Below are 14,237 nucleotides of genomic sequence, written 5' to 3'. Positions count from 1 at the left end.
TACACCGCGAAGTGTCAAGTGGCATTGTCACTTCCGTCATACGGGAGGCGAGGAATGGAGCTGCTGGTGTTCCATGGCCTCATCGCGGCGCATATCGTCACGGGCAGCACGGGCGCCATCGCCTTCTGGGTGCCGGTGATCGGGCGCAAGGGCGGCGTGAACCATGCGCGCTGGGGGAAGGTCTTCGCCTATGCCATGCTGGCGACGGGCAGCTTCGCCGTCTGCATGAGCCTGATGACGCTGGCCGATCCCTTCGGCACGCATCCGCACCTGGCGGACCGCTTCGACGCCAACTTCATCCGCGGGCTGTTCGGCTGGATGATGCTGCATACCGGCATCCTGACGATCAACCTGGCCTGGTATGGCTGGCTCGCGATCCGCAACAAGGCACGGCACGCGCTGAACCGCACGCCGCTGAATGTCGGGCTGCAATACGCGGTGATGGCGGCGGCGGTGGCCTGCGCGGTGGATGGGTGGTTCATCGGGCAGTACCTGATGATCGGCATCGCGGTGGTCGGCGTGGCGACGGGGCTGACGAACCTCTGGTTCATCCACAAGCCGCGCGTGGAGCGCGCGGACTGGCTGAAGGAGCACATCAAGGCCTTGGTCGGCGCGGGCATCAGCGTCTACACCGCCTTCATGGCCTTCGGGTCGGTGCGCATCTTCCCCGAACTGGCGCTGCATCCCGGCATGTGGTCGGTGCCGCTGATCGTGGGGCTCGCCATCATCATTTGGCACCGGCTCGACATCGACCGGAAGGCGCGGCAGGGGCGGGCGCGGCGCGTGGGCGTGGCGGCCTGATTCCCATGCGCGTGGTGGTGATTGGCGCGGGCATGGGCGGGCTGGCCGCGGCCACCGACCTGGCGCGGCGCGGCGCGGAGGTGACGGTGCTGGACCGCGCGGCGAGCGCGGGCGGCAAGGCGCGGCACGTGATGGTGGACGGCGCCGGCATCGATGGCGGCCCCACCGTCTTCACCATGCGCTGGATCTTCTCGGGTCTCTTCGAGGATTGCGGGCGGCGGATCGAGGATTTTCTGGAGCTGCACGCGGCGGAGACGCTGGCGCGGCATGCCTGGCGCAAGGGCGGGCGGCTCGACCTCTTCGCCGATGTGGATCGCAGCGCGGAGGCGATCGGGGAGTTTGCGGGCGCGGCCGATGCACGCGGCTACCGGGACTTCGTCGTCCGCAGCGCCGACATCTTCGCGACACTGGAGAGAAGCTTCATCGCGGGGCAGCGGCCATCCCCGCTGGAACTGGTGCGGCGGGTCGGGCTTTCGCGGATCGATGCGCTGTGGCGGACCATGCCCTGGGCGACGCTGTGGCAGGCGCTCGGGACGTATTTCAGCGATCCGCGGCTGCGGCAGCTCTTCGGGCGCTACGCCACCTATTGCGGCTGCTCCCCCTTCCTGGCGCCGGCGACGCTGATGCTGGTGGCGCATGTGGAGCAGGACGGCGTCTGGCTGGTGAAGGGCGGGATGAAGCGCGTGGCGGAGGCGATCCGCGACCTGGCGGAAAGCCAGGGTGCGCGCTTCCGCTTCGGCGCGGAGGCGGCGGAGATCATCGTGGAGGGCGGGCGCGTCATCGGCGTGCGGCTGATGGATGGCGAGCGCATCGAGGCCGATGCCGTGGTCTTCAACGGCGATGTGGCGGCGCTCGGCCAGGGGCTGCTCGGCGAACGCGCGCGGCGCGGGCTGCGGGACACGCCCCGCGCGGCGCGGTCGCTTTCCGCCATCACCTGGTGCGTGAAGGCGCCGACCCGCGGCTTTCCGCTGATGCACCACAACGTCTTCTTCGCCGAGGACTACGCCGACGAATTCGATGCCGTCTTCCGCCGCCGCCAGGTGACGGCGGCGCCGACCGTCTATCTCTGCGCGCAGGATCGCGGGCATGGCGATCTGCCGGAGGGCGCGGCGGAACGCATGCTGCTGCTGGTGAACGCGCCGGCCGATGGCGACCGCGGCGAGCCCGATCCGGTGGTGCTGCGGGATATCGAGCGGCGCAGCCTCGACCTCATGCGCGATTGCGGGCTCGAGATCGGGCAGGGCGAGCGCGTCACGACGACGCCCGCGGGTTTCCACCAGTTATTCCCGGGCACGGGGGGCGCGCTGTATGGGCGGGCGAGCCATGGCGCCACGGGCACCTTCGCGCGGCCTGGCGCGACGGGCGGCGTGAAGGGGCTCTACCTCGCGGGCGGGTCGGTGCATCCGGGCCCGGGCATCCCGATGGCGGCGATGTCCGGGCGCCTCGCGGCGGCGAAGCTGCTGGAGGACAGCGCTACGCGGTAGCCCGGGCCAGGGTCGCGCCATGCGGCACGACCTGGTCGAGGATCTTCGCGCTGCTGACCACGCCGGGCACGCCGGCGCCAGGATGGGTGCCGGCACCGACCAGGAAGAGGCCGCCGACTTCCTCGCTGACATTGTGCGGGCGGAACCAGGCGGATTGGAAGAGCTGCGGCTCCAGCGAGAAGGCGGCGCCGTTCACGGAGAGCAGCCGGTCGCGGAAATCCTGCGGTGTCAGCAGGCGGGAGGTGACGATGGAATCGCCGAGGCCGGGCAGGACCGTGGATTCAAGCCGCTGCTGGATGGCGGCGCGATAGGGTTCCGCCTGCTGCGCCCAATCCGTGCCGCTGCCGAGATGCGGCACGGGGGAGAGGACATAGAAGCTGTCGCAGCCCGGCGGCGCGAGGGAGGGGTCCGTCGCCGTGGGCCGGTGCAGGTACAGGGAGAAGTCCTTCGCCAGCTTCTTCCGCTTGAAGATGTCCGCCAGCAATTCGCGGTAGCGCGGGCCGAGCACCATGGTGTGGTGATAGACATCGTCGAAGCGGCGGTTGGTGCCGAAATACCAGACGAAGAGCGACATGGAGTAGCGCGTGCGCGCGACCTTGGCGTCGGTCCATCGCTTGCGCGGATGCTCGCTCAGCAGCTTCGAATAGGTCCAGCCGACATCGGCGTTGGAGACGACGACATCGGCGGCCAGGTGTTCGCCACCGCGCAGGCGCACGCCTGTGGCCTTGCCGTCCTTGACGGTGATCTGCTCGACCTCCGCATTGAAGCGGAAGCGGCCGCCCTGGCCATCGATCAGCCCGGCCAGGCCATTCACCACCGCGCCCATGCCACCCATGGCGTAGTGCACGCCATGCAGGCGTTCGAGATGGGCGATCAGGCAGTAATAGGCCGTCGTCGTCAGCGGGTTGCCGCCAATCAGCAGCGGATGGAAGCTGAAGGCGATGCGGAGCTTGTCGTTGGTGAAGTAGTCGCTGACCTTGCCATAGACGGTGCGCCAGCCGCCGAGCTTCATCATGTCCGGCACCGCGGCCAGCAGCGTCGAGAGCTGGTGGAAGGGCTGGTCGGCCAGCTTGGCGAAGGCCACGTCGAAGATGCGTTCGCTGACGGCGATGAAACGCTCGAAGCCCGGCAGGTCCTCCGGCGCGATGCGCGCGATCTCGGCGCGCGTGGCGTCGAGGTCGGCGGAGCAGTTCATCACCGTGCCGTCGTCGAAGCGGATCTGATAGAAGGGGTTCATCGCGCGGAGGTCGAGGTCGTCCGCCATGCGGCGGCCGCACAGCGTCCAGAGCTCCTCCAGCAGGTAGGGCGCGGTGATGATGGTGGGGCCGGCATCGAAGGTGAAGCCGTCCTGCCGGTAGACATAGGCGCGGCCGCCGGGGGCATCCAGCTTCTCCAGCACCGTCACGCGCCAGCCGCGCGCGCCGAGGCGGATGGCGGCGGCGAGGCCGCCGAAGCCGGAGCCGATGACGATGGCATGGGGCCGCGGATCGGCGTGGAAGGCGATGCCGTCCATCATGGGTGCTTGTCCTGGCGGGGTTTCAGGCGAGGCTCAGCGTCGCCCAGGCGAGGACGACGTAGCGGCCGGTCTTGGCGATGGCGACCAGCAGCAGGAAGGTGCCGATCGGTTCCTTCAGCACGCCGGCCACCAGCGTCAGCGGATCGCCGATGATCGGCGCCCAGCTCAGCAGCAGGGACCATCGGCCCCAGCGGTGATACCAGCCCGTGGCGCGGTCCAGCGCCTGCGGGGGCACGGGGAACCAGCGCCGGTCGCGGAAGCGGTCCACCTGGCGGCCGAGCCACCAGTTGAGCGCGGCGCCGAGCGTGTTGCCGATGCTGGCGACCAGCACCAGCAGCCAGGGGGGTGTCTCCCCCAGCAGCAGCAGGCCGACCAGCACGGGTTCGGATTGCAGGGGCAGCAGGCTGGCCGCGCCGAAGGCGGAGGCGAAGAGCCCGAGCAGGGCGAGGAGTTCGGTCATCGGCCTGGATATGCCCCATCGGCCGATGGCCCGGAAAGCGCCGCGGCCGGCCCCCCGGGAAGGGGGGCCGGCCGCGGTTGCGATGGCGCCGGTCCGGCGCCCGGCCAGCGCGGCCGGGCGCCGCGCCGGTCATTCGGCGGAAGCCGCCCTGGCCGGGCCCGCGCTGATGAGGCGCAGTTCCGGATAGCCGTCCAGCATGCGGGCCCCGTAGAAGGGACGGTTCGCACCCTGGTGGCAGGTGGCGCAGTTCACTTTCAGCGCGTCCCCGCCCGGGCCCAGGCGCGCGCCATGCGGGCCATCGGCCGGTCCGCGCGGGTTGGCGGCCCAGAGGGGCGTCAGCGGCACGATGTAGGCGGTGTTGATGTCCCGCACCATGCGGATGCCATGCCATGCCGTGAGCCGCGCGGGCGGGCTGGTTTCCCAGTTCCCGAAGGAACGGCTGTTGTGGCAGTGCGTGCAGTTCACGCCGAGCCCTTCGCTCATCGACATCATGAGCGAGTAGGTCCACTCCGCCTGCATGGTGTTGGCCGGATTGCGGCCAGGCAGGGAGGAGTTGCTGATCACGCGAATCTCGTTCGCCTGCAGCAGGAAGGGCGTGAAGGGATCGCCGGGCAGCGAGCTGTCATTGGCGACCGGCGCGGGGTGGTTCTGGCCGCGCGCCGCCTGCAGGCCGTTATGCGGGAGGACCGCGGTGGCCCACACCTCGGCCGGCACGGGCTGGCCGCGGTGGCAGGTGTAGCAGGTGACGCCGACCTGGCCGACATGGGCCGACCAGTCCGTGTTGATGCGCCGCGTCATCTGCAGCATCCGGCGCGCCACGACCTTCGTATAGACCTCGTCGGAGGCCATGTTCTCGGGGTTGTGGCAGTAGGTGCAGCCCTGCGCCGGCGCGATCCATTCGGTCATCGCCTGCATGATGCGGCCGAACTGCGCGGCGCTGAGTTCGCCCAGCACCTGGACGTTCTCGAACGTCTCGGATGCCTTGGGTCCATCGGCGTCGGCGGCGTCCGGCACTTCCGGCAGGCGGTTGGCCGCGACCCGCACCGCCAGGGTGCGGGGATTGTTCAGATCCTGCATCGCGACGCCGCGGAAGCCGATCTGCGTGCTGCGTACCGGCGGCCGCTCGAAGCTCAGCAGCAGCACGCCGGCCACGACCAGCCCGGCGACGCCGAGCAGGACCTGGGTGGAGAACCTCATCGCGGGGCTCCTTGCAGGGCTGCGGGATCGGCCACCGGTGCCCAGAGGGCGGGATAGGACGGTGCGAAATGCCGATCGACGGCCCAGAGGTACCAGTTGTCGACGACCGTCCCGGTCAGGAGGATGCCGATGCCGCCCGTGATGGGGCAGAGGACGGCGAACCACCAGGCCCAGCGGTGGATGCTTTCGAAGCTGGCGTTGAAGCCCATGCACCAGCGCCAGAACAGGCCACCGCGTTCAGCCGCGGTGCCGCGGTCCAGCACCAGCTCGATCTCTCGTTCGCCGCCGTAGCGGCCGAGCGCCAGGATCGTGGCGCCATGCATCGCGAAGAGCAGCGTGGAGCCGTAGAGGAAGACGATCGAGAGCGCGTGGAACGGGTTGTAGAAGAGGTTCCCGTAGCGGATCGAGAAGGCGGCGGTCCAGTCGAGGTGCGGGAAGATGCCGAAGGGCACCGCCTCGCTCCAGGAGCCCATCAGGATCGGGCGGATGAAGCCCAGCACCAGGTAGAGCCAGATCGCGGCCATGAAGGCCCAGGCGACATGCGTGCCCATGCCGAGCTGCCGTGCGCGGCGATAGGTGCGCGCCCACCAGAGCAGGATGGACAGCGTCAGGAAGAAGCCGGCGACGAGCCACCAGCCGCCTTCGCGCAGCGGCGGCATGCGCAGGCCGTACTGGGCCGGCGGCGGTTCGAGCGCCAGCCAGAACAACTGCCGGATGAACTGGCCGATGTTCCAGTTCACGGAGGCCAGCATGTTCAGGCCGATGATCTCGAAGGCGATGAAGCCGAAGAAGATCGACAGGATGCCGAGCTGGCCGAGATAGATCGGGCCGACCTGCGCGTCACCGAAATAGCCGAAGAGGGTGACGTTGCGGGAGCCGCCTTCCCGCGGCACGTCGCCGCGGGGAAGCGGGACGCCGGGGTAAGGGGTGGGACCCCTGACCTGCACCCGGGTGAAGAGGTTCTGATATTCGGGCATGGCTGTTTCCTCCTCGCCTCACTTCCAGATCGGCATGTTGAGCCACCAGCCCCACCATTCGGGCCAGCCACGCGTCCAGAAGGGCCCGCTGATGACGATGCAGACCGCGCTCCAGAACCCGGCGGAGAGCGCCAGGAACAGGCCGAGGCGATGGATGCCCAGCGTGCCGATGGAATAGCCGATCAGGTCGCGGAAGTAGGTGTTCTCATGCTCCGCCGTCTTCACCGGCTCGCCCTTCGGCGGGTTCAGCGCGGACAGCACCAGGCCACCATGCATCGACAGCGCCAGGACGGTCGTGAAGAAGAAGGTCACGGCCAGCATGTGCGCGGGGTTGTAGTGGAAATGCAGGTGCTGGTAGCCGACGTTCGACACCCAATCGAGGTGCGACCAGATGCCGTAGGGGAAGCCATGGCCCCAGGCGCCCATCAGGATCGGCCGGAAGACGACGAGGGTGATATAGGCGAACACCGCGACGCCGTAGGCGATCGGGATGTGGTAGCCCATACCGAGCTTGCGGGAGATCTCCGCCTGGCGCAGCGCCCAGGACACGAAGGCCCCGCACGCGCAGACGGTGATCGCCTGCCACAGCCCACCTTCCCGCATCGGCGCCAGGCGCAGGCCATAGGCCAGGTCGGGCGGCGGGATGTTGATGAGCCATGGGTTGAAGGTCCCCTGGATCGACGCCCCCATCAGGATCAGCCCCACACCGATGAAGGTGAAGAAGGCCGTGGTGATCCCGAAGAAGCCGATCCAGAACGGCCCTATCCAGAAGTCGAACAGGTCACCGCCCACCAGGGTGCCCCCGCGGACGCGATATTTCCGCTCAAAAGTCAGCATCGCCATCGCTTGACGCTCCCATCAGGGCGGGACGAGTGCCCGCCGTGCCGTGCCGTCCTCGACAGCGGGCGAAGCCCGCTGTGCTTGCCACGCCCGCTGTCGCGGAGCGACACTGGCGCGATCCGCCTATCGCCCCACGGGTTGCCCCGGGGTGAAGGTCGGGCTCGTGGCGCACCAGCCCCAGTGGTCGCAGTAGCGGGGCGAGCTGAGCACGACGATGTGCAGCAGCGCCGCGACCGCGAGCACCGCGACCATCGCCAGGAACAGCGACCGGCGGGGATCAACCACCATCCAGATCTTATGCATGGATCTTCTCTCCTTCGTTTCGTCGTGTCCGGGCCTTCGGCCTCAGCCGGTGGCCCGGCTCAGCCTCAGAAGAAGCGCCAATCCGGCGGGACCACGGAGTTGCCGTAAACCAACGGCCGCCACAGCCACGTCAGAATATGCGCGCCCATCGACGCGAAGACGGAGAACGCCCAGCCCTGGATGAGCAGGCGGTGGATCTCTCGCGCTTCGCCTTCGGTCAGGCCGGTCCTTGAACCTTCGGCCATGATGATGACCTCCAACTTGCCTTTCGGCCGTTACCGCGCTTTGCCCGCGCGGCAGGGTACGGCGTGGCGGGAAACCGCCATGGCCGACCCGAGGTCCTGGTACCGACGACGAAAGCGGTCGCTGGGTTGGGGACGACGGGATCGGAAGGACGCAGGGGCATCGTCATCCGACGCCCTCCGCAACAGGGGCCGCGGCGGGATTGCCGGCGGCATTGTTCCCGGCGCCGGCGCCTGGCGGAGGCACGGGTGCCTCCCCCAGCGTTGCCAGCACGCGGCCTCTCACGATGCGCGGCTCCCCAGCCTCGCGCGCCGCGCGTTCCACCTGTTCGCGCAGCCGCTTGGAGGCGGAGATGCGAAGCAGGAAGGGCGCGGCATCCACATGCGCGTCGAGCAGCGCCACCGCATCGTCATCCCAGGGCTCCGCCTTCCTGACCGGCGTGGGTTCCACGCGATCGAGGTCGGTGCCGAGGGGCAGGATGTGGAAGAGCGCGTCGAACAACGCGTTGCAGTATTCCTGGATGATGTAGGTCGCGCCCGCATAGCCCATGAAGGGCGTGCCGGTGGCGCGACGGATGATCGCCCCAGGGAAGGAAGCGGGGATGTAGGCGGCGCGGCTCTTCAGCTCCGCCGCGTACATCCGTTCGTTGAAGCTGCCGAAGAGGACCAGCGGCGGGTTCTTCTTCATGGCGTCGCGCACCGCGGCGTTGTCCGGCTTCTCGCCGGCCTTGCGGCTGAAGGCGAAGGCGCAGGGCACGCCCATCTCCTCGCCGAGGAAACGCTGCAGGCCGCGGGCATAGGTATCCGTCGCCACCACGGCGAAGCTCGCGCTGGCGTAGAAATCCTGCGTGACGCTGCGCCAGAGGTCCCAGATCGGCTTGATGGTGGTGTGCTTCTCCCGCTCGATGAAGGGCTCGGGGTCGAGACCCGTCAGCTCACCGAGCTTGCGGAGGAAGTTGGTCGTCGCGAAAAGGCCGATCGGCGCGCGCAGCCAGGGGCGTTCCAGCTCCTCGCACAGCTTCTGGCCGAATTCGCGGTAGAGGCAGATGTTGACGTCGGCATCGGGCAGCTTCGCGATGTCATCGACATGGCTGCCGAGCGGGAAGACCAGGTTGACCTCGCAGCCGATGCCCTCCACCAGGCGCCGCATCTCCGCCAGGTCGGACGGCATGTTGAAGGTGCCGTAGATCGGGCCGATCAGGTTGACGCGCGGCTTCGGGCCGAGCTTGGCGTTGCGCGCGCGCATCTTGCGGCCGCGGGCGCCGAATTCGGTCCAGAGCCACATGATGGCGCGGTCGGCGGCCTGCCACTGATCCTCATCGATCGTGCGGCAGATGAAGCGCTGCAGATTGCTGCCCTGCGGCGTCACGCCGCCGCCGATCATCTCCGCGATCGAGCCGGTGACGACGACGGCGGGAAGGTCGGGGTCCTGCGTCGCGGCGGCGCGGCGCATGGAATCCTCGGTGCCGTTCTTGCTGAGGCTGTCCTCGTCGAGGCCCGTGACCACGATCGGCAGCTCATGCGGCGGCAGCGCATCCGTGTAGTGCAGCACCGCCGTGACCGGCAGGTTCTCGCACCCTACGGGCCCGTCGATGACGACGCGCAGGCCGCGCACGGCGGAGAAGGCGTAGATCGCCCCCCAATAGCCACCGGCACGATCGTGATCGAGGACCAACATGGAGCTATGTCCCCACCGATTCTTCGGCCTTGGCCTTGGCCGCGCGCAGCTTGCGCTGCCGGTCGCGGAAGCCGGGGGGATCGACGGGCTTGTCCTTGAAGCCGTAGCCCGCGCCATCCGGCGTGCCGACGCCGTCGAAGAAGCTGACCATGCGGGAGAAGCGTTCGCGCCCCTTGGTCTGCGCGGCCACGATGGCGGCCATGGAGCCGGCGCCGGCGGGGCCGAAGAGGGGACGGGCGGAGACCATGTTGGTGAAGTAGAGCGCGGGGATGCCGAGCTCCTTCGCCTTCTGCACCAGCGGCGTGGTGCCGAGGGCCAGATCCGGCTTCGCGTCGCGCATGGCGGCGACGTCCTGTTCCAGGCTCGCGCGGTACTGCACATGCGTGCCGCGGGCCTCGAGCCACTGGCGGTCCGCCTCGCTCCATTCCGTGCGCGGGCAGGCGGTGCCGACATAGGGCACCTCGGCGCCGGCCTCGCTCAGCAGGCGCGCGACCAGCAGTTCGGAGCCTTCGTAGCCGGAGACGGTGACGCGCGCCTTGATGGGGGCATTCGCCAGCGCCGCGCGGATCGCGGGCAGCACGCGCTGCTTCGCCAGGTCCACCACGCTGTCGGCGATGCCGGCGGCGCGGCCGATGGCGCCGAGCCAGGCTTCCGTCCCCTCCAGCCCCACCGGGCCGGATCCCACCACCGGGCGGCCTGCGGCGCGGAATTCACGGATGGAGGCGGTGTAGAAGGGATGCACCGCGGCGGCGACTTCGCAATCCAGCGCGGCGTAGAGGTCGCGCCATTCGCGCGCCGGGGTCTGCGGCGCCAGCGCCAGGCCCATCGGCGCCAGCATGGCGCCGACGCCCATCGGGTCCGCGGGAAAGAGTTCGCCGATCAGGGCGACGGTGCGTTCGCCATCCACCATCTGGCGGGGGCGGGCGACGGGGCCGGATTCGGCCTCGTTCCGCGCATAGCGCAGCATGGCGCCGGCCAGCACGTCCTTCGCTTCCGCATGCGTCGGCACGCCGAAGCCCGGGACATCGATGCCGATGATGCGGACGCCGTCGATCTGCTTCGGCAGCAGGTCCAGCGGCACGCCGGAGGCGGTGGGCACGCAGAGATTGATGATGACGACCGCGTCGTAGTCTTCCGGCTTCGCCGTGGCGTGGACGGCGTCCCGGATATCCTCGAACAGCTTGCCGGTGACCAGCGTTTCCGAGTTGAAGGGCACATAGCCCACGGTGCGGCGGGCGCCGTAGAAATGGCTGGTGAAGGTCAGGCCATAGACGCAGCAGGCGCTGCCCGAGAGGATCGTCGCGGTGCGCCGCATGCGCAGGCCCACGCGCAGCGACCCGAAGGCCGGGCACATGGATTGCGGCTGGTCATGCGGGCCGCGCGGGTAATCCGCGGCCAGCTTGTCCATCGTCTCCGACTTGCCGGCCGCGCGCGCCGCATTCTCCAGCGTCTCCCGGCCGCCATGGCAGCCGGAACCGCTGGCCCCTTCGGGCGCGGCCGCAGGCACGGCGTTGAGGGGGAGCTGGTCCATGGGATCAGGCGCCCTCGTAGACCACTTCGAGGGACGGCTTGTTCAGCACATCCGCCGCGCACATGTCTTCCATCGTGGCGGGGTTCAGCACCACGCCGCGGCCGACCGCATCGCCCTTGAACAGGCCGAGCAGCGCGTCATGCGTCAGCGGCTTCGGCCGCAGCGGCGGCGCTTCCGCCACCTGCGTCGCCAGCTGTTCGAAGACGCTGGCCCAGGGGCCGCCCGGGACGCCGACGATCTCGTAATTCGCGGACTTGCGACGGATATCGTCATCCGCCGGGATGGCGGAGAGGATCGGGATGCCGGCGGCTGCCGCGAAGGCATGCGCCTCGCCCGTGCCGTCATCCTTGTTGATGACCATGCCGGCCACGCCGACATTGCCGCCGAGCTTCTTGAAGTACTCGACCGCGCTGCAGACGTTGTTCGCGACATAGAGCGACTGCAGGTCGTTCGAGCCGACGACGATCACCTTCTGGCACATGTCGCGCGCGATCGGCAGGCCGAAGCCGCCACACACCACGTCGCCCAGGAAGTCGAGCAGCACGTAGTCGAAATCCCACTGGTGGAAGCCGAGCTTCTCCAGCAGTTCGAAGCCGTGGATGATGCCGCGCCCGCCGCAGCCGCGGCCGACTTCCGGGCCGCCCAGCTCCATGGCGAAGACGCCATCGCGCTTGAAGCAGACATCGCCGATGGCGACGGGCTCGCCGGCCGCCTTCTTGCGGGAGGAGGTCTCGATGATGGTCGGGCAGGAACGGCCGCCGAAGAGCAGGCTGGTGGTGTCCGACTTCGGATCGCAGCCGATCAGCAGCACGCGCTTGCCCTGCTGGGCCATCATGTAGCTGAGGTTGGCCAGGGTGAAGGACTTGCCGATGCCGCCCTTGCCGTAGATCGCGATGATCTGCGTTTCCTTCTTCGGCGGCGCGGTGTGCACGGGGTCCGGGCCCTGCTCGGCCTCGGCACGCAGCGCATCGGCCATCGTGGACTGGGCGGAACGCACGGGCGTGATGGCGGCGGGGCCGTTCATTGCGTCTGTCTCCAGTCGAGGATCATCTTGAGGCAGGCGGGATCACCGAAGGCCGTGCGATAGGCTTCCGGCGCGGCGGCGGCGTCGCGCGTATGGGTGATGAGGCCTTCGAGGCTGAGCCTGCCCTCGGCGACCAGGTCACGCACGGCGATCAGGTCGGGCTCCCGCCATTCGGCGGCGATGCGGAAGCGGGCTTCGCGCATGAAGGCGGGCGGGAAGGAGAAGCTGATGGGCGCGCTGTAGAAGCCCGCCAGCACGATCTCCCCCTGCGGCGCCAGGCGCTGCACCAGCAGGTCCATCAGCCCGGCATCGCCGGAGACGTCGCAGATGCAGCGATAGTCGCGCCTCGGATCATCCTCCGGCTGCACGACCTTGTAGCCGATGGCGCCATCGGCGCGGGTCGGGTTCGTCTCCCACACCATGGGCGCGCCGCCGGCGGCGACGACGAGGCGCGCGACGAGGCGACCCAGCACGCCATGGCCGACGATGAGGTCCGGCAGCTCCGCATGTTCCGCCGCGATGGCGTGGCGCGCCGTGGCGGCCAGCGCCATCAGCACGCCATCGGCGCCGAGTCGTTCATCGATAGGCACGGCGCGCGCGCCGGGGACGACGAGGCGGGCGGCGGCACCGCCGAACAGGCCGCGCACCTGGCCGAAACACTTGGCGCCGGCGACGAAGACGCGTTCGCCGACGCGGCGATCCGCGCGCTGGCCGACGGCGCTGACGCGGCCGACGGTCTCGTAGCCGGGAACCAGGGGGTAGCCCATCCCGGGGAAGGGCGGCATGCGGCCGGACCAGAGCAGGCGCTCCGTCCCGGTGCTGATGCCGCTCCACTCCACATCCACCACCACGTCGTCATCGCCCGGGGGCGAGAGTTCGAGCCGGCTGAGGATGAGGCGCTCGGGCGCTTCTAGGATGACTGCGACGGTGTCCACTTGGACTGACCGCTCCCTCTGGTTGTTTGTCAGGGTAAATTGACGCTGGGCAATGTCAAGGGAAACTGACACCCCTTCGTCACGCGGGCACGACAGCGGCGTTCAGGCCACACCCGCTTCCGCGACCAGCACGCGCGTCAGCAGCGGCGTGCCCGTGGGAATGAGGCGCGAGGCGGCGAAGCCGGCGGCGGCCAGCATGGCCTGCAGCTCCGCCGGCCGGCGCGGGCGGCCGCGGCCCATGGCGAGGAGGTAGAAGCCGAAATAGGCATCGCCCATCGCCTCCGCCCCCGCCGTGCCGGCCATGGGTTCCGCCACCAGCAGCCGGCCGCCCGGCGGCAGCGCGGCGCGCACGCGCCGCAGCAGGCCCATCACCACGTCGTCGTCATGGTCGTGCAGCACGCGCACCAGGCTGATGAGGTCGGCGCCGCGGGGCAGGTCATCCGTCGTGAAGTCGCCGCCGAAGGTCTCCGCCCGCGCGGCCAGGCCCGCCTGCGCGAAGCGCGCGGCGCCGCGCGCGGCGACCGGCGGCAGGTCGAACAGCATGAGGCGGAGCGCGGGCGCGGCGGCGGCGACATGGGAGAGGAAGGCGCCCTCCCCCCCGCCGACATCGAGCAGGACCTGGTGGCGGCGGAAGTCGAAGGCGACGATCACCTCCTCCGCCACCATGGGCTGGGAGGCGGCCATCAGGGCGGAGTAGTCGGCGACCCGGTCCGGGGCGAGCTGGTCCGGGCTGTCGGCGCCGGAATAGGCCCAGTAGGCGGAGAGCGCGTTGCCGCCGCGTTCCCGGCGCAGCATGCCGACGGGATCCGCGAGGTCGGCGTAGAGCAGCGCGTGGTGTTCCACCATCGCGCTGATGCCGGGATTGCCGATCATGGCCGCACCCAGCGGCCCGAGCGTCCAGAGCCCGTCATCGCGGCGATGGGTGAGCTGCAGCGCGGCGGCGGCATTGAGGAGGCGGGACGCCCCTTCCGGCGGCAGGGACAGGCGATGGGCCAGCGCGGCCTCCGCCATCGGGCCCGTTTCATGCAGCAGGTCGAAGACCTTGAGGCGCACGCAGGCGAAGAGGACCTGCGAATAGACGAAGCCGGCGCAGAGGTCGAAGAGCTGCCCCGCCCGCTTGCGCGCCATGGGGCGCGTCAGCGGGAAGCGGGCGGCCCAGGCGCGGAAGCGCGGATTGGCGGTGACGCCTTCCCGCCATTCGCGGAAGCGGTCCCGCCAGCCCGGGGAGGCGGCCATGACGTCCGACATG

Annotated in this window: 14 protein-coding genes; 2 read left to right on the top strand and 12 right to left on the bottom strand. The window is 69.6% G+C overall.

Translation table 11 applies throughout. The annotated features are described in order from the left end of the window. The first annotated feature begins 54 nt into the window (after window positions 1–54). Window positions 55–801, top strand: a complete 747-nt coding sequence (locus tag JJI54_RS05655; protein ID WP_203071720.1) for a hypothetical protein — start codon at window positions 55–57, stop codon at window positions 799–801. Window positions 802–806: 5 nt separating this feature from the next. Next, entirely contained in the window at window positions 807–2,285 is a 1,479-nt protein-coding gene (gene crtD, locus JJI54_RS05650) for a 1-hydroxycarotenoid 3,4-desaturase CrtD (protein WP_203071719.1), read from the top strand. Here the strand turns inward: crtD and JJI54_RS05645 are convergent. From JJI54_RS05645 to JJI54_RS05590, 12 genes are all read right to left on the bottom strand, one after another. Continuing rightward, window positions 2,275–3,801 carry a phytoene desaturase gene (locus JJI54_RS05645; RefSeq protein WP_226381384.1) on the bottom strand — a complete coding sequence of 509 codons (1,527 nt, stop codon included), beginning with the start codon at window positions 3,799–3,801 and terminating at the stop codon, window positions 2,275–2,277. The two genes, crtD and JJI54_RS05645, sit on opposite strands and share 11 nt — an antisense overlap. A gap of 22 nt (window positions 3,802–3,823) precedes the next feature. Then, on the bottom strand, window positions 3,824–4,261 hold the full coding sequence (locus JJI54_RS05640) for a YqaA family protein (RefSeq protein WP_203071718.1): 438 nt from the start codon (window positions 4,259–4,261) through the stop codon (window positions 3,824–3,826). 129 nt (window positions 4,262–4,390) lie between these two features. Further along, window positions 4,391–5,458, bottom strand: a complete 1,068-nt coding sequence (pufC, locus tag JJI54_RS05635; RefSeq protein ID WP_203071717.1) for a photosynthetic reaction center cytochrome PufC — start codon at window positions 5,456–5,458, stop codon at window positions 4,391–4,393. Next, complete coding sequence (gene pufM, locus JJI54_RS05630; RefSeq protein WP_203071716.1) at window positions 5,455–6,435, bottom strand: photosynthetic reaction center subunit M; 981 nt, start codon at window positions 6,433–6,435, stop codon at window positions 5,455–5,457. The genes pufC and pufM overlap by 4 nt, the downstream gene beginning before the upstream one ends. 18 nt (window positions 6,436–6,453) lie before the next feature. After that, a complete protein-coding gene (gene pufL, locus JJI54_RS05625; RefSeq protein WP_203071715.1) occupies window positions 6,454–7,278 on the bottom strand; it encodes a photosynthetic reaction center subunit L in 825 nt (274 codons plus the stop codon). Between the two features lie 120 nt (window positions 7,279–7,398). After that, window positions 7,399–7,578 (bottom strand): light-harvesting antenna LH1, alpha subunit, encoded by a 180-nt coding sequence (pufA, locus tag JJI54_RS05620; RefSeq protein ID WP_164695421.1) that lies wholly within the window; start codon window positions 7,576–7,578, stop codon window positions 7,399–7,401. 65 nt (window positions 7,579–7,643) lie between these two features. Next, window positions 7,644–7,838, bottom strand: coding sequence for a hypothetical protein (locus JJI54_RS05615; RefSeq protein WP_092954575.1), 195 nt, complete (start codon window positions 7,836–7,838; stop codon window positions 7,644–7,646). Between the two features lie 148 nt (window positions 7,839–7,986). Further along, window positions 7,987–9,498, bottom strand: a complete 1,512-nt coding sequence (bchZ, locus tag JJI54_RS05610; RefSeq protein ID WP_203071714.1) for a chlorophyllide a reductase subunit Z — start codon at window positions 9,496–9,498, stop codon at window positions 7,987–7,989. Between the two features lie 4 nt (window positions 9,499–9,502). After that, window positions 9,503–11,029, bottom strand: a complete 1,527-nt coding sequence (gene bchY, locus JJI54_RS05605) for a chlorophyllide a reductase subunit Y (protein ID WP_203071712.1) — start codon at window positions 11,027–11,029, stop codon at window positions 9,503–9,505. 4 nt (window positions 11,030–11,033) lie between these two features. Beyond that, a complete protein-coding gene (locus tag JJI54_RS05600) occupies window positions 11,034–12,053 on the bottom strand; it encodes a chlorophyllide a reductase iron protein subunit X (protein WP_226381383.1) in 1,020 nt (339 codons plus the stop codon). Then, window positions 12,050–12,988 carry a chlorophyll synthesis pathway protein BchC gene (bchC, locus tag JJI54_RS05595; RefSeq protein ID WP_203071711.1) on the bottom strand — a complete coding sequence of 313 codons (939 nt, stop codon included), beginning with the start codon at window positions 12,986–12,988 and terminating at the stop codon, window positions 12,050–12,052. Before bchC ends, JJI54_RS05600 begins: the two co-directional genes overlap by 4 nt. Window positions 12,989–13,090: 102 nt before the next feature. Next, entirely contained in the window at window positions 13,091–14,236 is a 1,146-nt protein-coding gene (locus JJI54_RS05590; RefSeq protein ID WP_203071709.1) for a methyltransferase, read from the bottom strand. Between the last annotated feature and the right edge of the window lies 1 nt (window position 14,237).

It is taken from the genome of Falsiroseomonas ponticola, from assembly GCF_016805305.1.
Classification (GTDB): domain Bacteria; phylum Pseudomonadota; class Alphaproteobacteria; order Acetobacterales; family Acetobacteraceae; genus Falsiroseomonas; species Falsiroseomonas ponticola.
Note: the sequence above shows the minus strand (reverse complement) of the source record. Positions and strands in the feature narration are given on the sequence as shown.

Coding starts and splice junctions, on each gene's coding strand:
- pufM (WP_203071716.1), bottom strand. CDS start 6,435: ATGCCCGAATATCAGAACCTCTTCACCCGGGTGCAGGTCAGGGGTCCC.
- pufL (WP_203071715.1), bottom strand. CDS start 7,278: ATGGCGATGCTGACTTTTGAGCGGAAATATCGCGTCCGCGGGGGCACC.
- JJI54_RS05600 (WP_226381383.1), bottom strand. CDS start 12,053: ATGAACGGCCCCGCCGCCATCACGCCCGTGCGTTCCGCCCAGTCCACG.
- crtD (WP_203071719.1), top strand. CDS start 807: ATGCGCGTGGTGGTGATTGGCGCGGGCATGGGCGGGCTGGCCGCGGCC.
- pufC (WP_203071717.1), bottom strand. CDS start 5,458: ATGAGGTTCTCCACCCAGGTCCTGCTCGGCGTCGCCGGGCTGGTCGTG.
- JJI54_RS05590 (WP_203071709.1), bottom strand. CDS start 14,236: ATGTCGGACGTCATGGCCGCCTCCCCGGGCTGGCGGGACCGCTTCCGC.
- JJI54_RS05640 (WP_203071718.1), bottom strand. CDS start 4,261: ATGACCGAACTCCTCGCCCTGCTCGGGCTCTTCGCCTCCGCCTTCGGC.
- pufA (WP_164695421.1), bottom strand. CDS start 7,578: ATGCATAAGATCTGGATGGTGGTTGATCCCCGCCGGTCGCTGTTCCTG.
- bchZ (WP_203071714.1), bottom strand. CDS start 9,498: ATGTTGGTCCTCGATCACGATCGTGCCGGTGGCTATTGGGGGGCGATC.
- JJI54_RS05655 (WP_203071720.1), top strand. CDS start 55: ATGGAGCTGCTGGTGTTCCATGGCCTCATCGCGGCGCATATCGTCACG.
- JJI54_RS05645 (WP_226381384.1), bottom strand. CDS start 3,801: ATGATGGACGGCATCGCCTTCCACGCCGATCCGCGGCCCCATGCCATC.
- bchY (WP_203071712.1), bottom strand. CDS start 11,029: ATGGACCAGCTCCCCCTCAACGCCGTGCCTGCGGCCGCGCCCGAAGGG.